The 22852-nt window shown below is 65.3% G+C and carries 22 protein-coding genes and 1 pseudogene; 5 read left to right on the top strand and 18 right to left on the bottom strand.

Annotated features, from left to right (window positions below; genetic code table 11):
- Positions 1-102: 102 nt before the first annotated feature.
- A pseudogene (locus tag ACGLHR_RS30905) lies at positions 103-624 on the top strand (aminotransferase class I/II-fold pyridoxal phosphate-dependent enzyme); the annotation flags it as partial.
- Between the two features lie 418 nt (positions 625-1042).
- Positions 1043-1855 carry a MetQ/NlpA family ABC transporter substrate-binding protein gene (locus ACGLHR_RS30900; protein ID WP_318234693.1) on the top strand — a complete coding sequence of 271 codons (813 nt, stop codon included), beginning with the start codon at positions 1043-1045 and terminating at the stop codon, positions 1853-1855.
- Between the two features lie 8 nt (positions 1856-1863).
- Here ACGLHR_RS30900 and ACGLHR_RS30895 read toward each other — a convergent pair whose 3' ends face one another.
- Together ACGLHR_RS30895 and ACGLHR_RS30890 are read right to left on the bottom strand one after the other, a co-directional pair.
- On the bottom strand, positions 1864-3231 hold the full coding sequence (locus tag ACGLHR_RS30895; RefSeq protein WP_400098436.1) for a type II toxin-antitoxin system HipA family toxin: 1368 nt from the start codon (positions 3229-3231) through the stop codon (positions 1864-1866).
- A complete protein-coding gene (locus ACGLHR_RS30890; RefSeq protein WP_400098434.1) occupies positions 3228-3524 on the bottom strand; it encodes a helix-turn-helix domain-containing protein in 297 nt (98 codons plus the stop codon). Before ACGLHR_RS30890 ends, ACGLHR_RS30895 begins: the two co-directional genes overlap by 4 nt.
- Before the next feature lie 501 nt (positions 3525-4025).
- On the opposite strand from ACGLHR_RS30890, the gene ACGLHR_RS30885 reads away from it, so the two are divergent.
- Positions 4026-5834, top strand: a complete 1809-nt coding sequence (locus tag ACGLHR_RS30885) for a methyl-accepting chemotaxis protein (RefSeq protein ID WP_400098432.1) — start codon at positions 4026-4028, stop codon at positions 5832-5834.
- A 69-nt stretch (positions 5835-5903) separates the two neighbouring features.
- Here the strand turns inward: ACGLHR_RS30885 and ACGLHR_RS30880 are convergent, their stop codons facing one another.
- On the bottom strand, positions 5904-6734 hold the full coding sequence (locus ACGLHR_RS30880; protein ID WP_400098430.1) for an SDR family NAD(P)-dependent oxidoreductase: 831 nt from the start codon (positions 6732-6734) through the stop codon (positions 5904-5906).
- Between the two features lie 121 nt (positions 6735-6855).
- On the opposite strand from ACGLHR_RS30880, the gene ACGLHR_RS30875 reads away from it, so the two are divergent.
- Positions 6856-7809 (top strand): GlxA family transcriptional regulator, encoded by a 954-nt coding sequence (locus ACGLHR_RS30875; RefSeq protein ID WP_400098428.1) that lies wholly within the window; start codon positions 6856-6858, stop codon positions 7807-7809.
- A gap of 66 nt (positions 7810-7875) precedes the next feature.
- On the opposite strand, the gene dmpG is transcribed toward ACGLHR_RS30875, so the two are convergent.
- The 15 genes from dmpG to poxR all read right to left on the bottom strand — a co-directional run bounded on the left by dmpG (position 7876) and on the right by poxR (position 21689).
- Complete coding sequence (dmpG, locus tag ACGLHR_RS30870; protein ID WP_400098426.1) at positions 7876-8916, bottom strand: 4-hydroxy-2-oxovalerate aldolase; 1041 nt, start codon at positions 8914-8916, stop codon at positions 7876-7878.
- A 20-nt stretch (positions 8917-8936) separates the two neighbouring features.
- The gene (locus ACGLHR_RS30865; protein WP_400098425.1) at positions 8937-9884 is read right to left on the bottom strand and encodes an acetaldehyde dehydrogenase (acetylating); all 948 of its coding nucleotides are present in this window, start codon (positions 9882-9884) and stop codon (positions 8937-8939) included.
- 49 nt (positions 9885-9933) lie between these two features.
- Entirely contained in the window at positions 9934-10167 is a 234-nt protein-coding gene (locus tag ACGLHR_RS30860; RefSeq protein ID WP_400098424.1) for a 2-hydroxymuconate tautomerase, read from the bottom strand.
- A gap of 4 nt (positions 10168-10171) precedes the next feature.
- Entirely contained in the window at positions 10172-10960 is a 789-nt protein-coding gene (gene dmpH, locus ACGLHR_RS30855; protein WP_400098423.1) for a 2-oxo-3-hexenedioate decarboxylase, read from the bottom strand.
- Positions 10961-10994: 34 nt separating this feature from the next.
- A complete protein-coding gene (gene dmpE / locus ACGLHR_RS30850) occupies positions 10995-11777 on the bottom strand; it encodes a 2-oxopent-4-enoate hydratase (RefSeq protein ID WP_400098422.1) in 783 nt (260 codons plus the stop codon).
- A gap of 8 nt (positions 11778-11785) precedes the next feature.
- On the bottom strand, positions 11786-13240 hold the full coding sequence (locus ACGLHR_RS30845; RefSeq protein ID WP_400098420.1) for a 2-hydroxymuconic semialdehyde dehydrogenase: 1455 nt from the start codon (positions 13238-13240) through the stop codon (positions 11786-11788).
- A 124-nt stretch (positions 13241-13364) separates the two neighbouring features.
- Complete coding sequence (locus ACGLHR_RS30840; protein ID WP_400098418.1) at positions 13365-14297, bottom strand: catechol 2,3-dioxygenase; 933 nt, start codon at positions 14295-14297, stop codon at positions 13365-13367.
- A gap of 37 nt (positions 14298-14334) precedes the next feature.
- The gene (locus tag ACGLHR_RS30835; protein ID WP_400098416.1) at positions 14335-14691 is read right to left on the bottom strand and encodes a 2Fe-2S iron-sulfur cluster binding domain-containing protein; all 357 of its coding nucleotides are present in this window, start codon (positions 14689-14691) and stop codon (positions 14335-14337) included.
- A 13-nt stretch (positions 14692-14704) separates the two neighbouring features.
- Positions 14705-15772: an NADH:ubiquinone reductase (Na(+)-transporting) subunit F gene (locus ACGLHR_RS30830; RefSeq protein ID WP_400098414.1), complete on the bottom strand. Its 1068-nt coding sequence runs from the start codon at positions 15770-15772 to the stop codon at positions 14705-14707.
- A gap of 15 nt (positions 15773-15787) precedes the next feature.
- Positions 15788-16147 (bottom strand): phenol hydroxylase subunit P4, encoded by a 360-nt coding sequence (locus tag ACGLHR_RS30825; protein ID WP_400098412.1) that lies wholly within the window; start codon positions 16145-16147, stop codon positions 15788-15790.
- A 32-nt stretch (positions 16148-16179) separates the two neighbouring features.
- Positions 16180-17694 carry an aromatic/alkene/methane monooxygenase hydroxylase/oxygenase subunit alpha gene (locus tag ACGLHR_RS30820; protein WP_318233207.1) on the bottom strand — a complete coding sequence of 505 codons (1515 nt, stop codon included), beginning with the start codon at positions 17692-17694 and terminating at the stop codon, positions 16180-16182.
- A 44-nt stretch (positions 17695-17738) separates the two neighbouring features.
- A complete protein-coding gene (locus tag ACGLHR_RS30815; protein WP_006158557.1) occupies positions 17739-18011 on the bottom strand; it encodes an MmoB/DmpM family protein in 273 nt (90 codons plus the stop codon).
- A gap of 10 nt (positions 18012-18021) precedes the next feature.
- A complete protein-coding gene (locus tag ACGLHR_RS30810) occupies positions 18022-19017 on the bottom strand; it encodes an aromatic/alkene monooxygenase hydroxylase subunit beta (protein ID WP_400098410.1) in 996 nt (331 codons plus the stop codon).
- A 65-nt stretch (positions 19018-19082) separates the two neighbouring features.
- Entirely contained in the window at positions 19083-19301 is a 219-nt protein-coding gene (locus ACGLHR_RS30805) for a phenol hydroxylase subunit (RefSeq protein ID WP_400098408.1), read from the bottom strand.
- A gap of 678 nt (positions 19302-19979) precedes the next feature.
- Positions 19980-21689, bottom strand: a complete 1710-nt coding sequence (poxR, locus tag ACGLHR_RS30800) for a phenol degradation transcriptional regulator PoxR (RefSeq protein ID WP_400098406.1) — start codon at positions 21687-21689, stop codon at positions 19980-19982.
- A 175-nt stretch (positions 21690-21864) separates the two neighbouring features.
- On the opposite strand from poxR, the gene ACGLHR_RS30795 reads away from it, so the two are divergent.
- Complete coding sequence (locus ACGLHR_RS30795; RefSeq protein WP_400098404.1) at positions 21865-22845, top strand: patatin-like phospholipase family protein; 981 nt, start codon at positions 21865-21867, stop codon at positions 22843-22845.
- Positions 22846-22852: the final 7 nt, after the last annotated feature.

The raw sequence follows: 22852 nt of genomic DNA, 5'->3' as shown, positions 1-22852 counted from the left end.
TTCACTCGTAGCGCAATCCACGAAGGAGAGCGGGCACAGGGGCGACGCTTCGCGTCGCGCGCTATCCCTCACCGGCCGGAAGGCCGATGTTTCCCGCGCGAACTGATGAATCCCACCAACGACGTGCTGGAGCAGCGGCTGGCCGCGCTCGAGGGCGGCGTGGGCGCGCTGGCGCTGGCCTCCGGCATGGCGGCCATCACCTATGCCATCCAGGCCATCGCCGAGCCCGGCGACAACATCATCTCGGCCAGCCAGCTCTACGGCGGCACCTACAACCTGTTTGCGCACACGCTGCCGCTGTCCGGCATCGAGACCCGCTTTGCCGATGGCCGCAACCCGGCCGCCTTCGGCGACCTGGTGGACGAGCGCACCAAGGCGATCTTCGTGGAGTCGGTGGGCAACCCGCTGGGCAATATCGTCGACATCGAAGCCATCGCCAAGGTGGCGCACAGCCACGGCATCCCGCTGATCGTGGACAACACCGTGCCCTCGCCCTACCTGTGCCGGCCGTTCGAGCACGGCGCGGATATCGTCGTGCACTCGCTCACCAAATACCTGGGCGGCCACGGCAACAGCGTGGGCGGCGCCATCGTCGACAGCGGCAAGTTCCCGTGGGCCGAGCACCCGCCCTCTCCCCCGGCCCCTCTCCCACAAGTGGGAGAGGGGAGCAAACCCGACGTATTTGCCGAAGCCGCCGAACGGGCCAAAGTCTGTGGTGGATCCGCGAAGCACAAACAAAAACGCCCACCAATGAGGCGGGCGCGAATCCAATTCCTTGGTGGGATTGGAGGAGACGTTTGAATGATAACCGCAATACGGGTTATCCCGCAACTACCCAATTGAAATATGCTTATGCCCACGCCGCAACAGCCGTTTACATCACATAAACGCCTGCAACCCCGCTTCCAGGCATATTCAAGTGCGTTATAAGAGCATGCGCTTTTACTCGTTCCTTGAACGTATGCACCTCCCTACAATAGGCATCCTTGCTTGCCGCCATCCCGGCAAGCCACGATGCACACAAACAATATGGGAGCTATAGATGAAACTGGGTTTCGGAATTCGACTGATTGCCGCGGTGCTCGCGCTCGGCGTTATCCAGACGGCCGGCGCGGCGGATCCTGACAAGAAGGAAATCCGCTTCGGCGCCACCGCTGGCCCTTACTCCGACCAGATCCGCTACGGCATCAAGCCCCTGCTGGAAAAGAAGGGCTACAAGGTCACCATCGTTGAGTTCAGCGACTACGTGCAGCCCAACCTGGCGCTGGCGGATGGCGCCATCGACGCCAACGCCTTCCAGCACGTGGCCTACCTGAAGAAATTCTCCGGCGACCGCAAGCTGCAACTGTCGGAAGTCATCCAGGTCCCCACCGCCCCGATCGGCATCTATAGCCGCAAGCACAAGTCGCTGACCGAAGTAAAGCCAGGCGCGTCGGTGTCGCTGCCTAACGATCCGTCCAACCTGGCGCGCGCCATCGCCATGCTGCAGCAGATCGGCTGGATCACGCTCAAGGCCGGCACCGACCCGATCCGCGCCAGCGAGCGCGACATCGAAGGCAACCCGAACAAGCTCAAGCTGATCCAGCTTGAAGCCGCGCAACTGCCGCGCTCGCTCGACGACGTGGACTACGCCTTCGTCAACGGCAACTTTGCGCTGTCCTCGGGCCTGAAGCTGACCGAAGCGCTGAGCCTGGAGAAGATTCCCGACTACTACATGAACCTGGTTGCCGTGCGCACCGCCGACACCGGCAAGCCGTTCGTCAAGGACATCCGCGAGGCTTACCAGTCGCCGGAATTCAAGGCGACCACGCAACAGCGCTTTGCCGGCTTCCTGCCACCGGCCTACCAGCGCTGAGTTTGACGCTACCCGCGCCCGAATCCGCGTTTGCGCGCTGACACCACCATCGGATGCTCGTCGAAGCTGGCGAGCAGATTGGCTTTCTGGGTGTCGGTGAGTTGCGATTGGGCGATCATGTCCGGCCAGTCCCGCACGGCCGCAAGAACCGTGCGCTGGATTGCCGCGGCAGCCGGCTTTTCAACCAGGCCAAGGTGAGCGCAAAATTCCCGGACGGTCGAGGGCGTTAGACTGGGCTTTGCCGTCTTGCCCTCCTGCGCCGGCCGGGCCTTTCCCTTCGGTTGACCAGCCAGGTCCGGTGGCACGATCAACAGAGCGTGCCCGGTTCGGCGCTGATAGGCGCTGTACGCCACGATGTCATAAGCGGGTGACAGGCTTGGCGTCTTGCCGTCTCTGTAGATCACCCCCAGGTTCTTCAAGTGCATGTCCGGGTTGCCAAGCAGCTCGTTGACGGTCATCCGGCGCAGCAGCTCGTGCACCGCAGGCTCCCCCAGCGACAGTTCATTCAGCATGACCGCGGCAATGTCGAGGTAGCTGAGAGTGTATTTGTCCTCGGGCTGCACATCCATGATCTGCGCAAAATCTTCCACGTGAAAGCGCGCGCCCGGCGCCCGGTCAAAGCGCGTCACCGCGAGGAAGTTCGTCTGCTGCCCGGCGTCGCCAAGATCGTAGCCGTGCGCAACCGTGAGCTTCTCCAATGGCTCGAGCTTTGCCTCGCAGGTGGTGACCCCCGCGGCAGCGGCCAGGCGCAGCGAGAGTTCTTCCAGCTCAGGCAGGCGCGGGTAGCCCACCACCGGCAGCTTGGCAATGATGTGGGTGTCATGCATCCTGGTGCGCCCGACGTACCGATCGCCATCCTTGATGACCCCCACTTTCGGCTGAACGCCCGACACCGATACCCCGTCGTCCATGGGCTCCTCGGTCACGCTCATCTCCAGCGAGTCCGCATCCTGGGTCACCAGGTGGGTCAGCTGCTCGCGCGTGAGCGTCGCGGGGTAGGCGTAGACGTTCCCGGGAAGGTCACGCCCGCATCCGGCCAGCATCTCGAAGTGGTCTTTCGGGTCGCATCCGCGTACCGCCGCAACATGGTCGCGAAATACGCCTTCTGGCAGCAAGCCCTGGAAGAACGCCGGCAGGAGCCAGCCATTCCTGTTGGAGTAGCGGCCGTTGAAGAGGCTTGAACCAACGTTTGCCCACAGCGCGCGCTGGGCATTGGGGTCGTCGGCCAGCATGGAAAGGGACAGCGTCGGGGCGCCGGCCTGCCGCGCGAAATCCTCGTCCGCCACGAAGCGCAGGATGGGCTGGTCCTCGCCGTACTTGAAGAGGACGCCAAGACGCTGCTCACCTAGGGAGATAGCCAGCGCCTTGATATTCATGACCGGCGGGCGCGCAGCCGTTCGAGCGCGGCCTGCACCTTGGTCGGCACGGCCGGTGGCGGCGTCTGCTCAGGAAACATGGATGTGGCTTCTTTCGGCACCAGCATCAATTCGAGCCCAAGGCGGTCGGCCACGGCGAGCAGCGTCGATACCTTGAAATCCTGGGAGCCGGTCAGGACATGCTGAAGCGTCCGATAGTTCACGCCGGCATCATCCGCCAGTTTCGTCTTGCGGTACTGGGTAGTCGATGTCCTCTTGGAAAGGGCCTCTGATACGTCGTTGACCGTTTTCATTGCCAATACTAAGGTGCAATTTATTCAGATACTTGCACTTTAGTTCCGCACTTAAGGATGGTCAACGATGTATTGCATTAGTGGACATATTTATACATAAATTGTACCTTAATACAATACAAAACATTACAAAATGCCTATAGCGGCACACAATCGAGGCGCCGCCGCTCCATGGCCTACCCTGCCTGCAGACAGTAGATGCGGCCGCGCTCGATGAGCAACAGCGTATTGCGGACGCCTTTACCAGCCAGAAGATCCTGCCACGCAAGGTGGTGGCACTGCGTTGCCGTGCTCCCCTCTCCCGCGCGCGCATCCGGATATCCGAACATCCAGATTGCGCTTTGTCCGGATATCCGAGCGGCGTTCTTCGCACTTTACAAACAGGCTCCCCACCCGTCCTAAATTCCCCGGCAAGACTGCCGTAATAGCGAACCAGCACCCTTCGCCCCCAATCGCTCCAGGGCTATCCGCCCGACGAGCCAAACAGAGATCAATCCAATCATGCTGTCCTCCCTGCGCGCGCGCATCGTGGCTCTATCCGTGGCCATCGTCGTGGTGGCACTCATTGCCAATGCCGTTCTCAATCACGTGGTGGCCAGCTCGTACAGCGACGACGCCATCGACAGCAACCTGGCCGCCGTGCAGAACGGCCACGTCGGCGCCATCGCCGACTGGGTGGCAAGCCACATGCAGATGATCAACTCGCTGCAAGACGCGGCAACGCAGCCCGAAACCGACGCCGCCATCGCCGCGCTAATGCAGGTCAGCAGCGCCGGCGGTTTCGTCATGACCTACATCGGTTTTCCCGACAAGACCCACCGATTCTCCAAGACTGAAGGCCTGCGGCCCGACTACGATCCCACGTCCCGCCCCTGGTACAAGCAGGCCGTGGCCGCCGGCAAGCCGGTGGTCACGCCGCCCTACGTGGCCGCCAGCAGCGGCAAGCTGGTCGTGACCTTCGCCGTGCCCATCCTGCGCGACGGCGCGCTCAAGGGCGTGGTGGCCGGTGACGTGTCCATGGACAGCGTCATCGCCAACATCAAGGCCATCCACCCCACGCCCGCCAGCTTCGGCGTGCTGGTAACAAAGGACGGCAAGATCGTCGCCCACCAGGACGACAAGCTCACGCTCAAGCCCGTGACCGACTTGATGCCAGCGCTTGCCATCGACAAGCTTGCCGCGCTCGAAAGCGCCAAGGCGCCGTTGCAGGTCGATGTGGACAATGCGCCCAAGCTGCTGCGGGCGCGCGGCGTGCCCGGTACCGACTGGATCGCCGTGATTGCGCTGGACAAGGGCGAGGCTACGGCAGGCATGCGCTCCATGTTGATGGCATCGGTGTTCGTGCTGATCGTGATCGCTTGCGTGGCTGCAGCCATCGTTGCTGGGGTGACTGCGGTTTCGTTCCGAAGGCTGTCGCTGATTCGGGACGCCATGCGGGACATTGGTAGCGGGGATGGTGACCTGACGCGTCGCCTGCCAGCCAATGGAACCGATGAGGTCGCGCAAATTGCGCAGGCGTTCAATGCGTTCGCCGAGAAGCTGGTTAGCGTGATGCGGCAGATTCGGGATGCTAGCTCGTCTGTACATGCTGCAGCCGACGAAATCGCTGCGGGCAACATCGACCTCTCGCGGCGCACTGAATCTGCTGCGGCGAGCTTGGAAGAGACTGCGGCGTCGATGGAACAGATCACTGCGACTGTGAGCCAGTCTGCCATGTCGGCCAGGCAGGCGGATGCGTCTGCGATTGCTGCCTCTCAGGTAGCGGGAAATGGTGGCGCCGCCATTGGCGATGCCATTCACACGATGAGCGAGATCGAGCGGGCCTCGGTAAAGGTGTCCGACATCATCGGCGTGATCGAAGGCATTGCATTCCAGACCAACATCCTTGCACTGAATGCTGCGGTGGAAGCGGCGCGCGCGGGCGAGCAGGGCCGTGGATTTGCCGTGGTTGCCGGCGAGGTGCGCGGGCTGGCGCAGCGCAGTTCCCAGGCGGCGAAGGAGATCAAGACGCTGATCGAGACCACCGTCGACAGCGTGGTGTCAGGTTCCGGGCAGGTGCGCCGCGCCGGGGAGACGATGAATGCGATCGTCGGGAACGTGGACAAGGTGACCAACATCATTTCCGAGATCACGCATGCTGCGCAGGAGCAGACTCGGGGGATCCAGGAGGTGAACCGGGCGGTTAGCCAACTGGATCAGATGGTGCAGCAGAATGCGGCTCTGGTTGAGGAATCTACCGCGGCGGCCGAGGCGTTGCAGGGTCAGGCGGGGGCGTTGGCAGGCGTGGTGGGTCAGTTCAGGCTGGGGTGAGGTCTTGGGAGCCCATTGCGGGCTCCCGCATCTCAGTGTTCCCCCTCGCCCTGAACGACACTGAGTCTCTCAGGCAACCCTGAAGCGCGCGGCCGGCACGCTGCGCGACAGGTTGGGCCCCAGCGCCGCGCGGGCGGCCTCGAACGCATGCCAGTCGGCGGCATCCGGCAGCGACGGCAGCGTCACCACCTCGCCCTGGTCCAGCCCGGACAGGGCCGCGTCGACCAGGTCGTCCGCGCTCATCACCCAGTCCTGCGGCAGGTTCTCCACCGGGTGGCCGGCCACATCCCAGAACTCCGTGCGGATCGCACCGGGCAGCACGGCCTGCACCCGCACGCCCTTGTCCGCCAGCTCATGCTGCAGCGATTGCGTAAAGGCCAGCACAAAGGCCTTCGAGCCACCGTAGACGCCGTTGAGCAATTCCGGGGCGACCGCCACGATCGAGGCGATGTTGATGATCGTCCCCTTGCCGCGCGCCACCAGGCCATGCGCGGCGGCGTAGGTCAGCCGGGTCAGCGCGGTGACGTTGAGCGCGATCATCGCGGCCATCTTGTCGGCATCGGACTGGAGCAGCGGCGCCGCCGCGCCAACGCCCGCGTTGTTGACCAGCAAGGTGATGCTGGCGTCGGTGCGCAGCAGCGTCTCCAGGCGGCGGACGTCGGCGTCAGCCCCCAGATCGGCGGTAACGATCTCGATGGAGCGGCCTGTCTCGCTGGTCAGGCGTTCCGCCAGCCTGGCGAGCCTGTCGCGATTGCGGGCGACCAGGATCAGGTCGTAGCCGCGCCGGGCAAGGCGGTCGGCATAGACGGCGCCGATCCCCGAGGACGCGCCGGTAATCAGGGCAGTGCCTTGGTGCGAGGTGTTAGCCGAGGTTGCCGGGGTTGCTGTAGCTGCGGTCATTTTCGTTCTCCGATGTTGCTGCCGGCCCGATGCCGGTCATCACGGAACGAAGATTAGGTGCATAATCGAGTGGCATCAATGTCATAGATACCACCTTTTGTGCCATCGGCAGGAGTTAGCCATGCTGCGTGTCGGAATCGTCCTTTATCCCGGCTTCCAGGTCATGAACCTAGGCGTCACCAGCGTCCTGGAGTTCGCCAATCTCACCGCGGCCAAACCGCTCTACGAGGTCCACCTGCTGTCGGAGCAAGGCGGGCCGGTGCCCACCTCGGCAGGCTTCTGCGTCACTACGGAGGCGCTCGGCGACCGCGCGTTCGACACGCTGCTGGTGGTGGGCGACAACGATATCCGGCCGGCGTCCCCCGGCCTGGTCGCGTTCCTGCAAAATGCAGCGCCCTGCACGCGGCGCATCGGCGCCACCTGCACGGGCGCCTTCCATCTCGCCGAGGCTGGGCTGCTGGATGGCCGCAGGGCTACCACCCACTGGATTTACGCCGCCCGGTTCCGGCGCGCGTTTCCCGCGGTCAGCGTGGAGGAAGACCGCATCTTCATCATCGACGGACCGGTCTGGACCTCCGCCGGCATGACCGCCTGCATCGACCTGGCCTTAGCGCTGGTCGAGAAAGACGCCGGCGCCGAAGTGGCGCGCCAGGTCGCGCGCAAGCTCGTGGTCTATCACCGCCGTGCCGGCGGGCAATCGCAGTTCTCGGCGCTGCTCGAGCTTGAACCCAAGTCCGATCGCATCCAGTCCGCGCTCGCCTTTGCCCGACAGAACCTGCACGCCGAATTGTCGGTCGACCAGCTGGCGCAAGCGGCGCACCTCAGCCCGCGCCAGTTCAGCCGCTCCTTCCGCGAGGAAACGGGACAGACCCCAGCCAAGGCGGTGGAGCACCTGCGCATCGAGGCCGCGCGGCTGATGATGGAGTCCGGGCGGCATCCGATCGATGTGGTGGCGAGAGAGACCGGCTTTGGCGACCGCGAGCGCATGCGGCGCGCTTTCCTGCGGGCGTTCGGGCAGCCGCCGCAGGCGATCCGGCGCATGGCGCGCGGGGAGGAGGAGCCGGCGCAGGCTTGATGGCCGGTGCCATCCTCCGCTTAACCATCATGCCCGGCACCACCGCGCCACGCCGCCTTGCCAGCATCAGGCAGCAATCTTTGCCTGCGCCTCCCGCCGCGCCACCAGGTCTAGCGCCACGTCCACGATCATGTCTTCCTGCCCACCCACCATGCGGCGCTGGCCCAGCTCCACCAGGATATCCACGGTCTTCAGTGCATAGCGTCCGGCGGCTGCCTCCGCGTGGCGAAGGAAGCTGGAGTAGACGCCCGCGTAGCCAAGCGCGAGGGTCTCGCGGTCCACGCGCACCGGGCGGTCCTGCAGCGGCCGCACGATCTCGTCGGCGGCGTCCATCAGCGTGTAGAGATCGCAGCCGTGGTTCCACCCGAGCCGGCTGGCGGCGGCGATGAACACTTCCAGCGGCGCGTTGCCAGCACCCGCGCCCATGCCGGCGAGGCTTGCATCGATGCGGTCGCAGCCCTCTTCCACCGCCACGATGGAGTTGGCCACGCCCAGGCTCAGGTTATGGTGCGCATGCATGCCGGTCTGGGTTTCCGGCTTCAGCACGTCCTTGAAGGCGCGAAAGCGGTCGCGCACGTCGTTCATGTTGAGCGCGCCGCCCGAATCCACCACGTAGACGGTCTCGGCGCCATAGCTTTCCATCAGCCTGGCCTGCTGCGCCAGCGCGGCGGGTGTGGTCATGTGGCTCATCATCAGGAAGCCCACCGTGTCCATGCCAAGCGCGCGCGCGTACTCGATATGCTGGCGCGATACATCCGCCTCGGTGCAGTGCGTGGCCACGCGAACCACGCGCGCGCCGGCGTCGAACGCGGCGCGCAGGTCGTGCACGGTGCCCACGCCGGGCAGCAGCAAGGTGGCGACCTTGGCGTGGCGCACGGTCTCGGCTGCCGCCGCGATCCACTCAAGGTCCGTATGCGCGCCGAACCCATAGTTGAAGCTGGAGCCGGCCAGCCCGTCGCCATGCGCGACTTCGATCGAATCCACCTTGGCGGCATCCAGTGCCGCGGCGATGCGGCGCACATCGTCCAGGCTGTACTGATGGCGGATGGCGTGGCTGCCGTCGCGCAGCGTGACGTCCGAGATATAAAGCTTCTTGTTCAAATCCATGTCTATCTCCTTGTGCACGGTCAGGCGGCTGCCAGGCTGGTCTCGGCCAGGCGCTCCGCGCAGGCGAGTGCGGCGCTGGTCATGATGTCGAGGTTGCCCGCATAGGCCGGCAGGTAGTGGGCGGCGCCCTCCACTTCCAGGAAGATCGAGGTCTTGAGCCCGCTCATCCGCCCCAGCCCCGGGATGTTCAGCGGTGCGCACGGATCGATGCGCTCGAACTGCACCCGCTGCTTGAGGCGGTAGCCGGGCACATAGGCCTGGACGGCCTTGGCCATGGCTTCGATGCTGGCCTCGATGGCCGCCTGATCGGCGTCCTCGGACAGCGTAAACACCGTGTCGCGCATCATCAGCGGCGGTTCGGCCGGATTCAGCACGATGATGGCCTTGCCGCGCGCCGCGCCGCCCACGGAGCAGATCGCCTGGCTGGTGGTCTCGGTGAATTCGTCGATATTGGCGCGCGTGCCCGGCCCGGCGGACTTGCTGGAGATCGAGGCCACGATCTCCGCGTAATGCACCTTGGCCACGCGAGACACCGCCGCCACCATCGGGATGGTGGCCTGGCCGCCGCAGGTCACCATGTTGATATTGCTTGCCGCGAGCTGCTGGTCCAGGTTGACCACCGGCACCACGTACGGCCCGATCGCGGCCGGGGTCAGGTCGATCACCTGGATGCCGTGCCGCTGCAGGATCTTGTCGTGATGCGCGTGGGCGCCGGCCGAGGTGGCGTCGAAGGCGATGCGGATATCGCCAAAGCCGGCCATCCTCACCAGCCCTTCGATCCCCTGCGCCGTGGTCGGCACACCCAGCCGGGCGGCCCGGGCCAGGCCGTCGGAGGCGGCGTCAATGCCAACCATCGCGCCCATCTCCAGGTGCCGGCCGTGGCGCATCACCTTGATCATCAGGTCGGTGCCGATATTGCCGGAGCCGATGATGGCTACCTTATGCTTGCCGCTTGCTTTCATGTCCATGCTGGCTCTCCATTGCCGCTTTAGTCCGCTTCTTACGCTCGCGCCCGTTTCAGCGGCCGAGTGCCTTCGCCGTCTTGCCGCCGATGCCGAACTGCGTGTTGGGCACCTCGGTGATCACCACCCGCACTGTCTCGATCGGCGCGCCGATCGATTCCACGGCGGCGTCGGTCAGCGCGCTGATCAGGCGGGCTTTCTGTTCCTCGGTCCTGCCTTCGATCAAAAAAACTTGCATGATGGGCATGGTGTGGCTCCTGTTGCCTTGTTGGCTTGTTCTCTGGCTCATTCGCTTAGACGAACCGCATCGATACCGTCCCCAGGTGTTGGTAGCGCATGGTAATGTTGTCGCCGGCCGCCACCGCGATGGCCTCCGTCACGCCGCCAGTCATGATGAAGGTGCCCGCCGGCAGCTCGCGCCCGCGCGCGCCGAGCATGTTGGCCAGCATGGCCACGCTGCTGGCCGGATGGCCGAGCACGGCGGCGCCGGCGGCGGTGGCGACCACCTCGCCGTTCCTTTCCATCACCACGCCGAGGTTCTTCAGATCGATCCCCTCGGCGCTGCGATGCGTGCCGCCCACCACGAATCGGGCCGACGAAGTGTTGTCCGCGATCACGCTCTTGAGGTCGAAGCGGAAGTTCTCGTAGCGCGAGTCGATCACCTCCACCGCCGGCAGCACGAAGTCGGTGGCGGCCAGCACGTCGCCGATATGGCAGCCCGGCCCCTTGAGCGGATGCTTGAGCACGAAGGCGATCTCGGCCTCCACCTTGGGGTGGATCAGCGACGCGGTGTCGATGGCGCCGCCGTCCATGCAGGCGCCGTAGTCGGTCAGGAAACCGTAGACTGGATCGGTCACCCCCATCTGGCGCATCTTGGCAAACGAGGTCAGCCCCATCTTGAGGCCGGCAATGCGGGTGCCGCGCGCTTCCTTGCGCGCCCGGATCGCGTCCTGGATGGCGTAGGCGTCGTCCCAGTCCATGTCGGGATGGCTGTCGGTGATCTTGCGCACCGGCTCGCGGTTGCGCTCGGCGTTCTCCAGGTGCTCGGCGAGCTGCTGGATGGTGTCTTGGGTGAGGTTCATGGCAATGTCCTGGCCGATGGCATAAGGAATCCGTTCAAACGAAGCGCACGCCGGCCGAGCCGATGCCGCCCAGGCTGATGCGCAGCTGGTCGCCAGCCTTGACCGGCACCATCGTGGCCAGCGAGCCGGACAGGATCACCTCGCCCTTCTTCAGCCCGATGCCGAGCCGGCCCAGCGTGTTGGCCAGCCATGCCACGGCGTTGGCCGGATGGCCAAGCGCGGCGGCGCCGGCGCCGGTGGCGACGATCTCGCCGTTCTTCTCCAGGGTCATGCCGACCGTGCCGAGGTCCAGCCCGCGCGGGTCCACCGCCGCGTCGCCCAGCACGAACACGCCGGACGATGCGTTGTCCGCCACGGTGTCCTGGATCCGGATCTTCCAGTCGCGGATGCGCGAGTCGACAATCTCGAAGCACGGCAGCACGTAGGCGGTGGCGCGCAGCACATCGGCATTGGTCACGCCCGGGCCTTCCAGGTCCTCCTTGAGCACGAAGGCGATTTCCCCTTCGGCCTTCGGCGCGATCAACGTGTCAGCGGCAATGGCAGCGCCGTCGCCATAGACCATGCCGGACAGCAGGTGCCCGAAATCCGGCTGGCGCACGTCGAGCATGTCCATCACCACCCGGCTGGTCACGCCGATCTTCTTGCCGATCACGCGCTCGCCCGCATCCAGGCGGTGCTGCACCATGGCCAGCTGGATGCGGTAGGCATCGTCGATGGACAACTCGGGATAGCGCTCGGTCAGTGGCGCAACGGCTTGCCGTGTATCAAGCGCCCGGTGCAGGCTGGCACCAATATCAACGATTTGTTCGGGTTTCATGGCCTGCCTCACAGTTTCACGCACACATTGCGCAGTTCGGTATAGAACTCCAGCGAATGCACCCCGCCCTCGCGGCCGATGCCGGATTGCTTGGCGCCGCCGAAGGCGGTGCGCAGGTCGCGCAGGAACCACGCGTTGATCCAGCAGATGCCCACCTCCAGCGCGCTACCCATGCGGTGGGCGGTGCCGAGGTCGGAGGTCCACACGGTGGCGGCCAGCCCGTAAGGCGTGTCGTTGGCAAGCCCGATCACCTCGTCCTCGGTATCGAACGGCGCGATATGGCAGCACGGACCAAAGATCTCCTCGCGAATCACCGTGGCATCCTCCGGCAGGCCGGTCCAGATGGTGGGCTGCACCCAGGCGCCTCCGGCCAGCGCGCCGGGCATGTCGGGCACGCCGCCGCCGGTGACCACGGTGGCGCCAGCGTCTGCCGCCTTCTTGTAGTAGGAGAGCACTTTGGCGCGATGCTCCAGCGACACCAGCGGGCCCATGTTCACGCCCTCGTCACCCGGCCGGCCCACGCGCAAGCCCTCGGCCTTTGCCTTGAGCGCCGCGACAAAGCGCTCGAAGATCGGCCGCTGCACATAGACGCGCTCGGTGCCCAGGCAGACTTGCCCGCTGTTCTCGAAGGCCGAGCGGGTGATGCCGGCCACCGCCTTGTCGAAATCCGCATCGGCGAAGACGATGCCGGCATTCTTGCCGCCAAGTTCGAACGAGACCGGGCGTACGCCATTGGCGGCGGCCTTCATGATGGCCTCGCCGGTACGGGTCTCGCCGGTGAAGGTGATGCCGTTCACATCCTGATGCGCGGTCAGGAAGGCGCCGGCGGAGTCCGGCCCGAAACCGTGGACCACGTTATAGACGCCCGGCGGCACGCCGGCCTCGTTCATTACCTCGCCAAGCAAGGTGGCGGTGGCGGGCGTTTCCTCGGACGGCTTGACCACCACCGTGTTGCCACAGGCCAGCGCCGGGCCGACCTTCCAGGTCATCAGCAGCAGCGGCAGGTTCCACGGACACACCACGCCGATCACGCCGCGCGGCGAGCGCACCGCATAGTTGATGGCCTCGCCGCCATCCGGGGTAGCCATGGCGAAGCTCTCGGTCGGCACGTTCTTGATCAGGTCGGCGAACACCTTGAAGTTGGCCGCGCCGCGCGGGATGTCGATGTGGCTGGCGAGGGAGTGCGGTTTGCCGGTGTCGGCGATCTCGGCTTGCAGGAAGTCGTCGAAGCGCCGGTTGATGCCGTCAGCCACCGCATGCAGCAGCTCGACGCGTTGCGCCACGGTCATCTTGCCCCACGGGCCTTTCAGCGCTTGCTTTGCCGCTGCGACGGCGGCATCGACCTCGGCCTGGCCGGCTTCGTGGACGTGCCCGATCAGGCTGTTGTCGACCGGATTGCGGTCGTCGAACTGGCGATTGGTGGCCACCCATTCGCCGTTGATGAAGTTCTTGAAGTCTTTCATGTTGTCTCGCTGGTTGCGGCAGGGTGTGCCGCTTTGCCTTGCTGTTTTTCGCCTTGCTCCCCTCTCCCACGCAGTGGGAGAGGGGAGCAAACACTTGGCATCGGAGAAGTCGTCGCGCTGGCGATCAGGTCAGCACACTCAGGAACGCATGGTTCAGCTTGCGGTCGTGATAGAAGATTGCCCTTCCCAGCTCGTTGTCCGTCCATGTGATGGTGGGCTTGTCGGGATAGTGGATATACCCGCCGGAAAAGACCTCATTCCGGTTGCCCGAAGGATCGAAGAAGTAGATCGTCGCGCCGCGCGTGATGCCATGCCGCGTCGGCCCGATATCGAGCGACACGTCCTTCTTGGAAATGATGTCCGCGGCCTTCAACACTTCGCCCCAGTTATCGAGGTTGAAGGAGGCGTGATGGAACTTGTTCTTCTCCGCATGCCGGATGAAGGCAATGTCATGCGCTTTGTTGGAGCACGTCAGGAAGGCGCCGATCATCATCTTGTCGGGGCCGGCGACCACTTCCTCGGCCAGCGTGAAGCCAAGCACGTCGCGGAACAGCTTGACCGTGCCATCCAGGTCGTCGCCATACAGCAGGCAGTGATCGAAGCGGCTGGGCGCCATGCCGCGCAGGTCGTCCGGCCACGGGTCCGGGTTGCTGTCGCCGGTCATGCAGCCCAGCTTGTCCTTGTCGGCGAAGAGTTCGATCACATGCCCGGTGGGAATGGTGAAGCGAAAGCGCACGCCGGTGCGCGGATGCTCGCCGGCGGGAATCCACTGGAAGTCCGATGCCAGGCCGGACTGCTCCACCTCCTGCGCCAGCCGCTCCAGCGTGCGGCCGCTATCCACCCGAAAACCCATGTAGTCCATGCCAGGGCTGTCGGCCTCGCGCAGCACCACGCTATGGTGATCGTGCTCGTCCCAGGCCTTCAGGTAGACGCGGCCCTTGTCGTCGCGCGCGGTTTCGATCAGCCCGAGTACCTCGGTGTAGTGCTTGAGCGCCGGTTCAAGTTCCAGCACGCGCAATGCCACGTGCCCCGGGCGCAATACGCCTGTCAATGCCATGACTGTCTCCTTGATGATGGGGTTATTGGTCCATCTTTTATTGCTGCTGCCCTTGTCTTCGCTGCTGTTCCTGCTTTGCTTCCTGCCGTGCCAGTTGCTTGTCCAGGCAGCGCTGCAACACCGCCACCGGCCGCAGGCGGATATCGCTGTCGGGGAAGGCCTTGCAGGCGAGCACCAGCCCACTTCCCTCCTCCGCCTCAGACAGGCAGGCGCGGCTCATCTTGCCGGTGTGGTAGCGGCCGGCCTCGATGCGCACCTTGCAAACCCCGCAGCCACCGCCCCGGCAGCCTGCGGGAATGCCGCGCTTGCCCAGGGCTTCCATGGCGCGCAGCAGGTTCTGCTCCGGCGCGCAGGGGTAGCACTGGCCGCTTCCCGCGATCTCGACGGTATGCATGCCGCGCCCTCCATCAGATCTTGAACAGCGGACTGCGCGTGCTGTTCTGTGCGTCGCCGGCCGAGAGGAACTTCTCGGTGTGGATGTCCTCCTCGAACAGCCGGCCCTGCATCAACGTGCGGATGCAGGCTTCGATCATCGGCGGCGGGCCGCACAGGTAGGCCTTGTGGCCACGGAAGTCGGCGGTGGCACCGTTCGCATACAGACCGTGCAGCACGTCGTGCACGTAGCCGCGCGCGCCGTCCCAGCCGCTGTCCGCCGGCTCGGCGGACAAGGCCGGTACATAGCGGAAATTCGGATGCGCAGCGGCAAGTTCCCGGAATGCCTCGTCGTAGTACAGCTCCGTGCGGTTGCGCGCGCCCTGCACCAGGGTGATCGGCAAGGTCTCGCCTGCGGCCAGCATGTCCAGGATCATGGCGCGCGGGCTGGACAAGCCCGAGCCGCCGGCCAGGAACAGCATCGGCTTTTGCGCGGATTTGCGCACGAAGAAGCGGCCGTACGGCGCGGAGAAGCCGAGTTCGTCACCCACCGACAACCGATCGTGCAGGTAGCCGGTAGCCTGCCCGCCCTCCACCCGCCGCACATGCAACTCCACCAGGCCGTCGCCGGGACGGTTGGCCAGCGAGAACGCCCGCGGCTGGTCGCAGCCCGGCACGCGCAGGTTGAGGTACTGGCCGGCCTGGAAGGCAGCCGCGGCGCCACCCTTCACCCGCAGCCAGATGCCGCGGATGGTGGGCGTCAGCGCGCGGGTCTCCACCACCTCGGCGCAATAGTCGGCCAGCGGCAGGCCAAGCGAGTCGGCGTCCTCCTCGATGTCCGCCTCGATCACCATGTCGGACTGCGCGGTGGCGCAGCAAGCCAGGCACTGGCCGCCATCGCGCTCGAAGTCCATCAGCGCGAAGCTGGACGCATCGCCATGCTCGAATTCGCCGTCCACCACCTGCACCTTGCAGGTGGCGCACAGGCCGTGGCAGCAGGCGTGCGGCAGCCACACGCCGTTGCGCAGGCAGGCATCCAGCACGGTCTGGCCCGGTGCGATGGGGATGGTCTGCCCGATTGGTTCAATGGTCAGGGAATACATCTTGTGTCTCCTGCCTTAGCTGCAGCTGCCGCCAATGCCATCCAGCCCCGGCGTGCGGAAACGGATCACCGCCTTGTGGCCCAGGCCGTTCTCTTCCAGCGTGCGGTCAAGGTCCGGTTGCCAGGGCGCATTGCCGCGCAGCCATGCCACGCGGCTCCAGTCAATGCGGGCGAAGTCGGGGTGGTAGCCGTAGACGCCCGGCAGCACCTTCTCCACGACATCGCGCAGGGGCATCGCCGGCGGAAAGGGAAAGCAATGCGGCGCGCAGAACAGCAGGTGGCGGTCCCAGCCGATATAGAGCAGGCGGTTGCCGTGGAACACCGCTTCGCGGTCGGCGGGCTCGAACGCGTAGGGGCCAATGGATACGACGGACATGATGGTCTCCTTGTCTCTTATGTGCCGGCTGCTCAGGCAGCCGTGTCCGGCACGCCTTTCCAGGCATTCCAGTTCTTCTGGTCCTGCGAGCCCTCGAAATCGAGGTTGTCCGCGCCGGGGTTGATGCGGTACCACTTAAGTACGTCGTCCAGCGAGGCGCCGCCGCAATTGCCCTGGTAGATCTGGTGCACGGGCAGCCAGGCCTGGGCGTACTTCTGTGGCTCGCCGTCGAAGATGTCCTTGCAGCCGTCCGAGCAGAAGTGGAACTGCATGCCGTGGTAGCTGCTCTCGCGGTAGCAGATCTGGGTGGGGTCGTCCGGCTCCGAGAACACCATCGGGATCTGGCAGGTCTGGCACAGCATGGGCAGCGTGCTGTTATAGAAGCGTTCGCCTTCCTGCTGGCGCTCCAGCCAGTAATCGAGGCGCGGCTTGTAGTAGCGCGCGAAGGTGTCGGGATACTTCTGCGTCAGCCAGGCCATTTCGTCCTGCTTGGGCACCCAGGTGTGGAAGCCGGCCGCGGCGGCGTAGTTGTAGAAGGTACCCCAGGCCTCATGGGTGATGCGGTCCTTGGTCTTGGTGGCCACCTCGTGATACTTGGGCATGCGCAGGCCATAGCGCTCCAGGTCCTTGAACAACGCGCCGCCGGCCTGCTCGAAATACATCTCCCAGGCCTCGGCCCACGACATCACCCGCTTGGGCAGCATGTAGTCCATCATCATGCCGACCAGCGTAAGCAGGCGAAAGCCGCGCCAGAACCATTTGTCCAGCCACTTCTGCAGGATCGGGATATTGTCCGGATCCTGCTGGCACAGGAACTTCACCACCTCCAGGCCCAGCGTCATATGGCGCGATTCGTCGGACTGCGCGGAGAAGCCGAACGTCACCGTGGCCATGTCGCCGTTGTAAGCCGCGCCCGACATGAAGGGCATGAACAGCAGGTTGGTCAGCACGTACTCGAAGGAAAACGAGATCGCGGTGATGAACTCGAACGGCCCCGCGCTCATGGCGTCTTCAAAGTAGGACTTGGGCACGGACAGGTACCAGACCCGGTCATGCATATGCTGCCATTCACCGAAACCGTTGAAATACTTGTTGTAGACCGACAGCGTATGCATCTGGGTCTGGGCATGACGCAACTCGTCGATCGACTGCATCTGCGCCGCCACCCGCGCGCCGGCGCCGCGGAAGTGCCGGCCGAGGTGCGCATAGCCGCGGTGCGCCGCGTACTCCAGCGGGGTCACGCCGGTCAGGAACAGGCGCAGCGCGTTCAGGTAGCGCGGGTCCGAGACATTGAGGTGGCCGTTGTTCTGCACGAAGGAATCGATGATCGCGTACAGCTTTCGCTCCTTCTCCGACTGGTATTTCCAGTAGGCGTCCATGGTCATGCGGAACGGGTCTTCCCACTTGTCCCAGTCATGGATCTTGATGCCCTCGTACTTGTCGTAGGGAAAGACCTTGTCCATCGGCTCGTAGGTGGTTTCCCAGCCGAGGTCGCGCGTCATCGATGCGTACTTCTCGCGCAGGTTCAGCTTCTTGCGTGCGTCCATGATGTCTGTCTCCGTTGTCTTTCTTTGCGGCCCGTCTCAGGGCTTCAGGCGTTCCAGTGCAGGGTGAAGGCGTCGTCGTCTTCGTCGATGTTTCCCGACAGCGAAATCAGGTTCAGGTGGATCTCCTGCAGGTCCCAGTCGCGGCCGAGCTTGTCGGAGACCAGTTCGCGCAGGATGGTCAGGTGCCCCGGCGCATCGATCTTCACCATGGCGGGGAACTGCGACACCACGGCGTGCGGATTGGCCTCGGTAATGGCTTCGATGATGGGGCGCGTGTCGTCGTTGCTTTGCAGCGCGATGTAGACGTTGGCGGTCATGGCGGGCTCCTCAGGCGGCAAGGCCAAGCTTGTTGAGACGCACGTCGAACTGCTCCAGGCACAGCGCCACCACCTGTTCGCCGCCTCCGCCCAGCAAGGTATCGGCCACCGGCACCAGCGCCTCGGCCGCTTGCGCACGCGCGGCGCGGGCCCAGCCCGACAGCAGCATGCGATTGGCATCGGACTCCGCCGCGGAGGTGTGGATCACCGCGTCGACCCAGCGTGCGTGCTCCTCGCGCCAGTCGTTCATGAACTCGGTCAGCACCGCCAGCCCGGTGCCGCAGGCGCGCACGATGGCCGCGTCGGCATGCTGGTACACCAGCGGATACAGCAGCCCGTCGAGCACCAGGTTCTGGGTGACGAAGGTCTCGAACCAGTCCTCGATCACGAAGCTGCGCTCGACCAGGCGGCGCATCGGCTGCCACGCGGCGCTCTCCATCCAGGCCACCTTGGCGCGCTCCAGCGCCACGCCGGTATTGCCGTCGAGCAGCATGCCGATGCGCGACAGGTACTGGGCAATGCCAAGGCGGTCCATGGCGCAGTAGGTGCAGGCCTGGGTGATGGCCGTGCCCCAGCCATAGTCGGCGCAATAGAAGTTGTTCATGTTGGCGCCCCACTCCACATGGCGAAGCGGCAGCAGGCCGTCGGCCAGGCGGTCCTGCCATTCGGCCGGCAGCGCCTGCAGCAGGCCGCGTTTTTCCACGAAGGCAAAGCTCTTCTCGGTGGCGTCCTGCTGGCGGCCGCGCGCCGTCACGTAGGCGCCGTAGAAGTACTGGCGCGGGTCCTTGAGCGCATACCAGTCCGCCATCACGATCGCCGTGCGGCGCTTGTCGTAGATCTCGTATTGCGAGTCCCAGGTCGGGCGGTAGTGGAAATTGACTTCCGCCTGCACGTCGTAGGTTGCCTCCTGGTAGCGCGAGGCGGGCTTGTCGCCGAAGCGGCGCGCCACATGGCCGTAGGTCTGGCGCAGCGGCTGGATCTGCTGGGTCTTGATATCGACTTGCATCGCTTGGTCTCCTGGGTCTTGCTGTATTTTTATGTGGGGGTTTCCGTGCGCGGGCTGGCTGCGCTTCAGTCGTCCTGTTCGGGTGCCGGGATCTCCGGCGGCAGGAAGCGCACGTGGTTGACGCTGCAGAAGGCCTCGAACATCAACTCGGGCATGATCAGCTCGACATTGAGCTCGGGGTCCGCCACGCTGAACGCGAACTGCACAAAGCCCTCGGGCGTGCGGCCGTCAATGCGGACGAACCGGGGCGAGGCTTCAAACAAGGGGACCGACTGGTTGATCATGGCGCTGCTCCTTCGCTTGGCGGGTATGGCCTCTATTGCGAAGAGCGTGCCAGCAAGCGCAAACGACGGCGGCACAAGGCGCGCGGGAAATCCAGGAACGTTGGCCCGAGCGTTAACCCGAAGCCATGCGGGCGCCGCCGCTGCTTCAATTGATCAAGCCGGCCGTGGCGCTTAATCAAATGATCAAGTGCCGCGCCGGGCGGTGGTTTGCGGGTAGCGTGCGCAGGCACGCGGCGGCTTGCGCGCTGCAACAGCAAAGCGCTGGACGGCGTTGCGGGAGTCAATGAAGAGCGGGGCTGGCGCATGCATGCGGCGCAACATGCGGCGCCGGTCACCTGCCGACGCGCCGATTAGCACTTCATCAAATGATCAAGCGGCTGAATCGGGGCGGCGCAAATGAAAAACGGCGCGCCAGAAGGCGCGCCGCCAGACTGCTGACAAAGCCGGATCTGCGTGGTCGTGCTCCCCTCTCCCGCGTGCGGGAGAGGGGCTGGGGGAGAGGGCGGGCGCTTGTTACGCCGTCGCGCTGTAAAAAACCAAGGGCTTCGTTTTAAGTGGCTCCTAGCTAAGCCACCCCTCTCCCCGGCCCTCTCCCCCTGAGGGGAGAGGGAGAGACAGCCGTCGTCATGGCGCGCGGCCTTGGCCTGTTCGGCGGCTTCGGCTAATGCTTCCGGTTTGTCAGCGGTCTGACAGCGCGACCCGGGTCTTCCAGCGATACGCAAGCTGAGGCCGCGTAATGCCAAGCAAGCGCGCCGCCTGGCTCATATTGCCGTTGGCGCGCTGCATCGCCGCTTCCATCAGCACGGTCTCCACATCGCCCAGGGCCAGCTGCTGCTCGGCCATATGATCGAGCAGCCCATGCACCGCCGCCTCACGCAGTTCCGGCAAGGTGCCTTTGACGCCAAGGCGTGGCGCGGTGTCCATGGCCGGCGGCGCGCTGGTCGGCAGGAACAGGTGGTCCGCGCAGATCTGGCCGCCGTTGCTGGCCAGGATCACGCCGCGCTCGATCACGTTCTCCAGCTCACGCACATTGCCCGGCCAGTCATAGCGGCGCAGCTCGGCCAGCGCGCGGTCGGTGATGCCGAGGATCTTCTTGCCGTGGCGCGCGCCGTAGCGGGCGACGAAACGCTCCACCAGCAAGCGGATATCGTCAAGCCGCTCGCGCAGCGGCGGAATGGTGACGGGGTAGACGTTGAGCCGGTAATACAGGTCCTTGCGGAAGGTGCCCTGCTTCACGGCCTCGGCCAGGTCCACGTTGGTGGCGGCCACCAGCCGCACATCCACCTTGCGCGGCTCGGTGCCGCCCACGCGCTCCACCTCGCCCTCCTGCAGCACGCGCAGCAGCTTGGACTGCGCCGACGCCGACAACTCGCCCAGCTCATCCAGGAACAGGGTGCCGCCATGCGCCCGCTCGAAGCGGCCCGGGCGCGACTGGTGCGCGCCCGTGAACGCGCCCTTCTCCACGCCGAACAGCTCGGCCTCGATCAGCTCATCGGGAATCGCCGCGCAGTTGACCGCGATGAATGGCTTGTCGGACCGGGCGCTCACGCCGTGCAACGCTTGCGCGAAGCGCTCCTTGCCAACGCCCGTCTCGCCCAGCAACAGCACCGTGACATTGCTTCCGGCGGCGCGTTGCAGCAGGCCCCAGGCAGCGCGGAACTCGGGCGAGCTGCCCACCAGGTCGGCTGGCTTGTCGGTGCTGCGCTGCAGGGCGCGCAGGTGCTCGACCTCGCTTTGCAATTCCAGGATGGTTTCGATCACCGGGTCGGGCTGGTAGAGCGCCAGCACCTCGGCGCCGTCCTCCCACGCCTCCAGCGGCTTGCCGATGATGCGGCAGTGATCATGGCCGCAGGCAATGCACTCCACCTCGCGGTAAAGGATGGTGCGGCCCATCAAGGCAGAGGTGTAGCCGGTGGCGTAGCCGATCTGCATCCAGCAGGCAGGCGCGTCCACGATGCCGAACAACTGGCGGTGCACGTCGCCCTCGAAGGAGTCCGCCCACAGGAATTCGCCGTCGTAGATGCCGGCTTTGATGTCGATGTCCACCTTGACCGGCGTCACCCGCACCACGCCTTCGATGGTGTGCAGGCAGGGCCCGATCTCGAGCAGGCCAAAGTCGCTGTCGCCCGGGCGCAGCTTCTTGGCCAGCTCCGCATCGCGCATGCCGGAATGAAAGCCCATGCGCATGAACAAGCCACGCGCGCGCTCCATGCCTAGGGTATCCACCAATTCCTTGCGCAAGGCACCCAGCGCTGCGGTATGGATCAGGATCATGCGCTGCTCGCCCAGCCAGATGGAACCCTCCTCCATGGCAAAGCGCAGGCGCCGCGCGAGATGGGCCAGGCCGTCGCGCATGGTGGCCGAAAACTTGTCGGTTGAACTGCTCATCGTCTCCTCTCTTGGCGGCCAGAACACCCTCGGCGCGCGTGCTTTTCCTGGCACTGCATGCACATTATGTGCCATCCGCGCCCGCCGGCCCCACACGCGCCTGTCATGCTGGCGCAATGTCGCCTATCCTTTCCTTGACAGGGATCCCCGGGGCTATTGCACCGCACCACAGACCATGGAAAAAACCGCATTTGTCTTTGCAGGCGGCGGCAGCCTTGGCGCCGTCGAGGCCGGCATGCTGCGTGAGCTGGTGGCCTGGGGCGTCAAGCCCGACATGGTGATCGGCGCCTCGGCCGGCGCCATCAACGGCGCCTACTACGCTTGCAACCCGCATGTGGCCGGCACCAACCAGCTCGAGACACTCTGGCGCGGCTTGCGCCGGTCCGAGGTGATGCCGTGGTCGTGGCGCAGCCTGTTTGGCATGCTGCGCGGGCAGCGCGCCCACCTGGTCGACTCCGCCGCGCTGAAGCGCCTGCTGTCGCGCCACTTCGGCGATATGGCGATGGAGCGCGCGGAGGTGCCGCTGTACGTGGTGGCCACCGATATGGCCACCGGCGCGGAGGTGGTGCTGTCCTCCGGCAGCCTGGTCCAGTCGGTGCTGGCCAGCGCTGCCATCCCCGGCGTGTTCCCGCCGGTGCTGCTGGGCGGGCGGCAACTGATCGATGGCGGGGTGGCCAACAACACGCCGGTTTCCACCGCCATCCGCCTGGGCGCCACGCGCGTGGTGGTGCTGCCGGCAGGCTTTGCCTGCGCCCGGCGGCGCGAGCCGCGCGGGCCCATCGACCATGCCTTCAACGCGCTGTCGCTGCTGGTGGCGCGCCAGCTGGTGCAGGACCTGGAGCGCTGGGCCGACCACGCGCACATCTCGGTCGTCCCGCCGCTGTGCCCGCTTGACGTCTCCCCCTACGACTACACGCAGTGCGGCACGCTCATCGACCGCGCCGCCGCGGCCACGCTGGCCTGGCTCAACGCCGACGGGCTCAACAGCCGGCACATCCCCGGCGCGCTGTCCCCGCATTCGCACGACGAAGCCCATCCGAGCTGCGACTTCGATCCAGCCCAGGCACATCCAGCACATCCCGAGCATGCGCAACCCGGGTCCGGCAATACGCACAAACCCCACGCCGGCCACACGCACGCTTCCGCCCTGCCGTAAGCCGGCT

It is taken from the genome of Cupriavidus sp. CuC1 (genome assembly GCF_044627735.1).
Classification (GTDB): Bacteria; Pseudomonadota; Gammaproteobacteria; order Burkholderiales; family Burkholderiaceae; genus Cupriavidus; species Cupriavidus ulmosensis.
Note: the sequence above shows the minus strand (reverse complement) of the source record. Positions and strands in the feature narration are given on the sequence as shown.

Bases quoted from the DNA above. Each gene is read 5' to 3' on its own strand.
- ACGLHR_RS30865 (WP_400098425.1), bottom strand. From the start codon at position 9,884: ATGGACATGAAAGCAAGCGGCAAGCATAAGGTAGCCATCATCGGCTCC.
- ACGLHR_RS30860 (WP_400098424.1), bottom strand. From the start codon at position 10,167: ATGAGCCAGAGAACAAGCCAACAAGGCAACAGGAGCCACACCATGCCC.
- ACGLHR_RS30795 (WP_400098404.1), top strand. From the start codon at position 21,865: ATGGAAAAAACCGCATTTGTCTTTGCAGGCGGCGGCAGCCTTGGCGCC.
- poxR (WP_400098406.1), bottom strand. From the start codon at position 21,689: ATGAGCAGTTCAACCGACAAGTTTTCGGCCACCATGCGCGACGGCCTG.
- ACGLHR_RS30890 (WP_400098434.1), bottom strand. From the start codon at position 3,524: ATGAAAACGGTCAACGACGTATCAGAGGCCCTTTCCAAGAGGACATCG.
- ACGLHR_RS30840 (WP_400098418.1), bottom strand. From the start codon at position 14,297: ATGGCATTGACAGGCGTATTGCGCCCGGGGCACGTGGCATTGCGCGTG.
- ACGLHR_RS30825 (WP_400098412.1), bottom strand. From the start codon at position 16,147: ATGTCCGTCGTATCCATTGGCCCCTACGCGTTCGAGCCCGCCGACCGC.
- ACGLHR_RS30810 (WP_400098410.1), bottom strand. From the start codon at position 19,017: ATGCAAGTCGATATCAAGACCCAGCAGATCCAGCCGCTGCGCCAGACC.
- ACGLHR_RS30820 (WP_318233207.1), bottom strand. From the start codon at position 17,694: ATGGACGCACGCAAGAAGCTGAACCTGCGCGAGAAGTACGCATCGATG.
- ACGLHR_RS30830 (WP_400098414.1), bottom strand. From the start codon at position 15,772: ATGTATTCCCTGACCATTGAACCAATCGGGCAGACCATCCCCATCGCA.
- ACGLHR_RS30845 (WP_400098420.1), bottom strand. From the start codon at position 13,240: ATGAAAGACTTCAAGAACTTCATCAACGGCGAATGGGTGGCCACCAAT.
- ACGLHR_RS30805 (WP_400098408.1), bottom strand. From the start codon at position 19,301: ATGATCAACCAGTCGGTCCCCTTGTTTGAAGCCTCGCCCCGGTTCGTC.
- ACGLHR_RS30900 (WP_318234693.1), top strand. From the start codon at position 1,043: ATGAAACTGGGTTTCGGAATTCGACTGATTGCCGCGGTGCTCGCGCTC.
- dmpG (WP_400098426.1), bottom strand. From the start codon at position 8,916: ATGGATTTGAACAAGAAGCTTTATATCTCGGACGTCACGCTGCGCGAC.
- ACGLHR_RS30815 (WP_006158557.1), bottom strand. From the start codon at position 18,011: ATGACCGCCAACGTCTACATCGCGCTGCAAAGCAACGACGACACGCGC.
- ACGLHR_RS30895 (WP_400098436.1), bottom strand. From the start codon at position 3,231: ATGAATATCAAGGCGCTGGCTATCTCCCTAGGTGAGCAGCGTCTTGGC.
- ACGLHR_RS30880 (WP_400098430.1), bottom strand. From the start codon at position 6,734: ATGACCGCAGCTACAGCAACCCCGGCAACCTCGGCTAACACCTCGCAC.
- ACGLHR_RS30835 (WP_400098416.1), bottom strand. From the start codon at position 14,691: ATGCATACCGTCGAGATCGCGGGAAGCGGCCAGTGCTACCCCTGCGCG.
- ACGLHR_RS30885 (WP_400098432.1), top strand. From the start codon at position 4,026: ATGCTGTCCTCCCTGCGCGCGCGCATCGTGGCTCTATCCGTGGCCATC.
- ACGLHR_RS30875 (WP_400098428.1), top strand. From the start codon at position 6,856: ATGCTGCGTGTCGGAATCGTCCTTTATCCCGGCTTCCAGGTCATGAAC.
- dmpH (WP_400098423.1), bottom strand. From the start codon at position 10,960: ATGAACCTCACCCAAGACACCATCCAGCAGCTCGCCGAGCACCTGGAG.
- dmpE (WP_400098422.1), bottom strand. From the start codon at position 11,777: ATGAAACCCGAACAAATCGTTGATATTGGTGCCAGCCTGCACCGGGCG.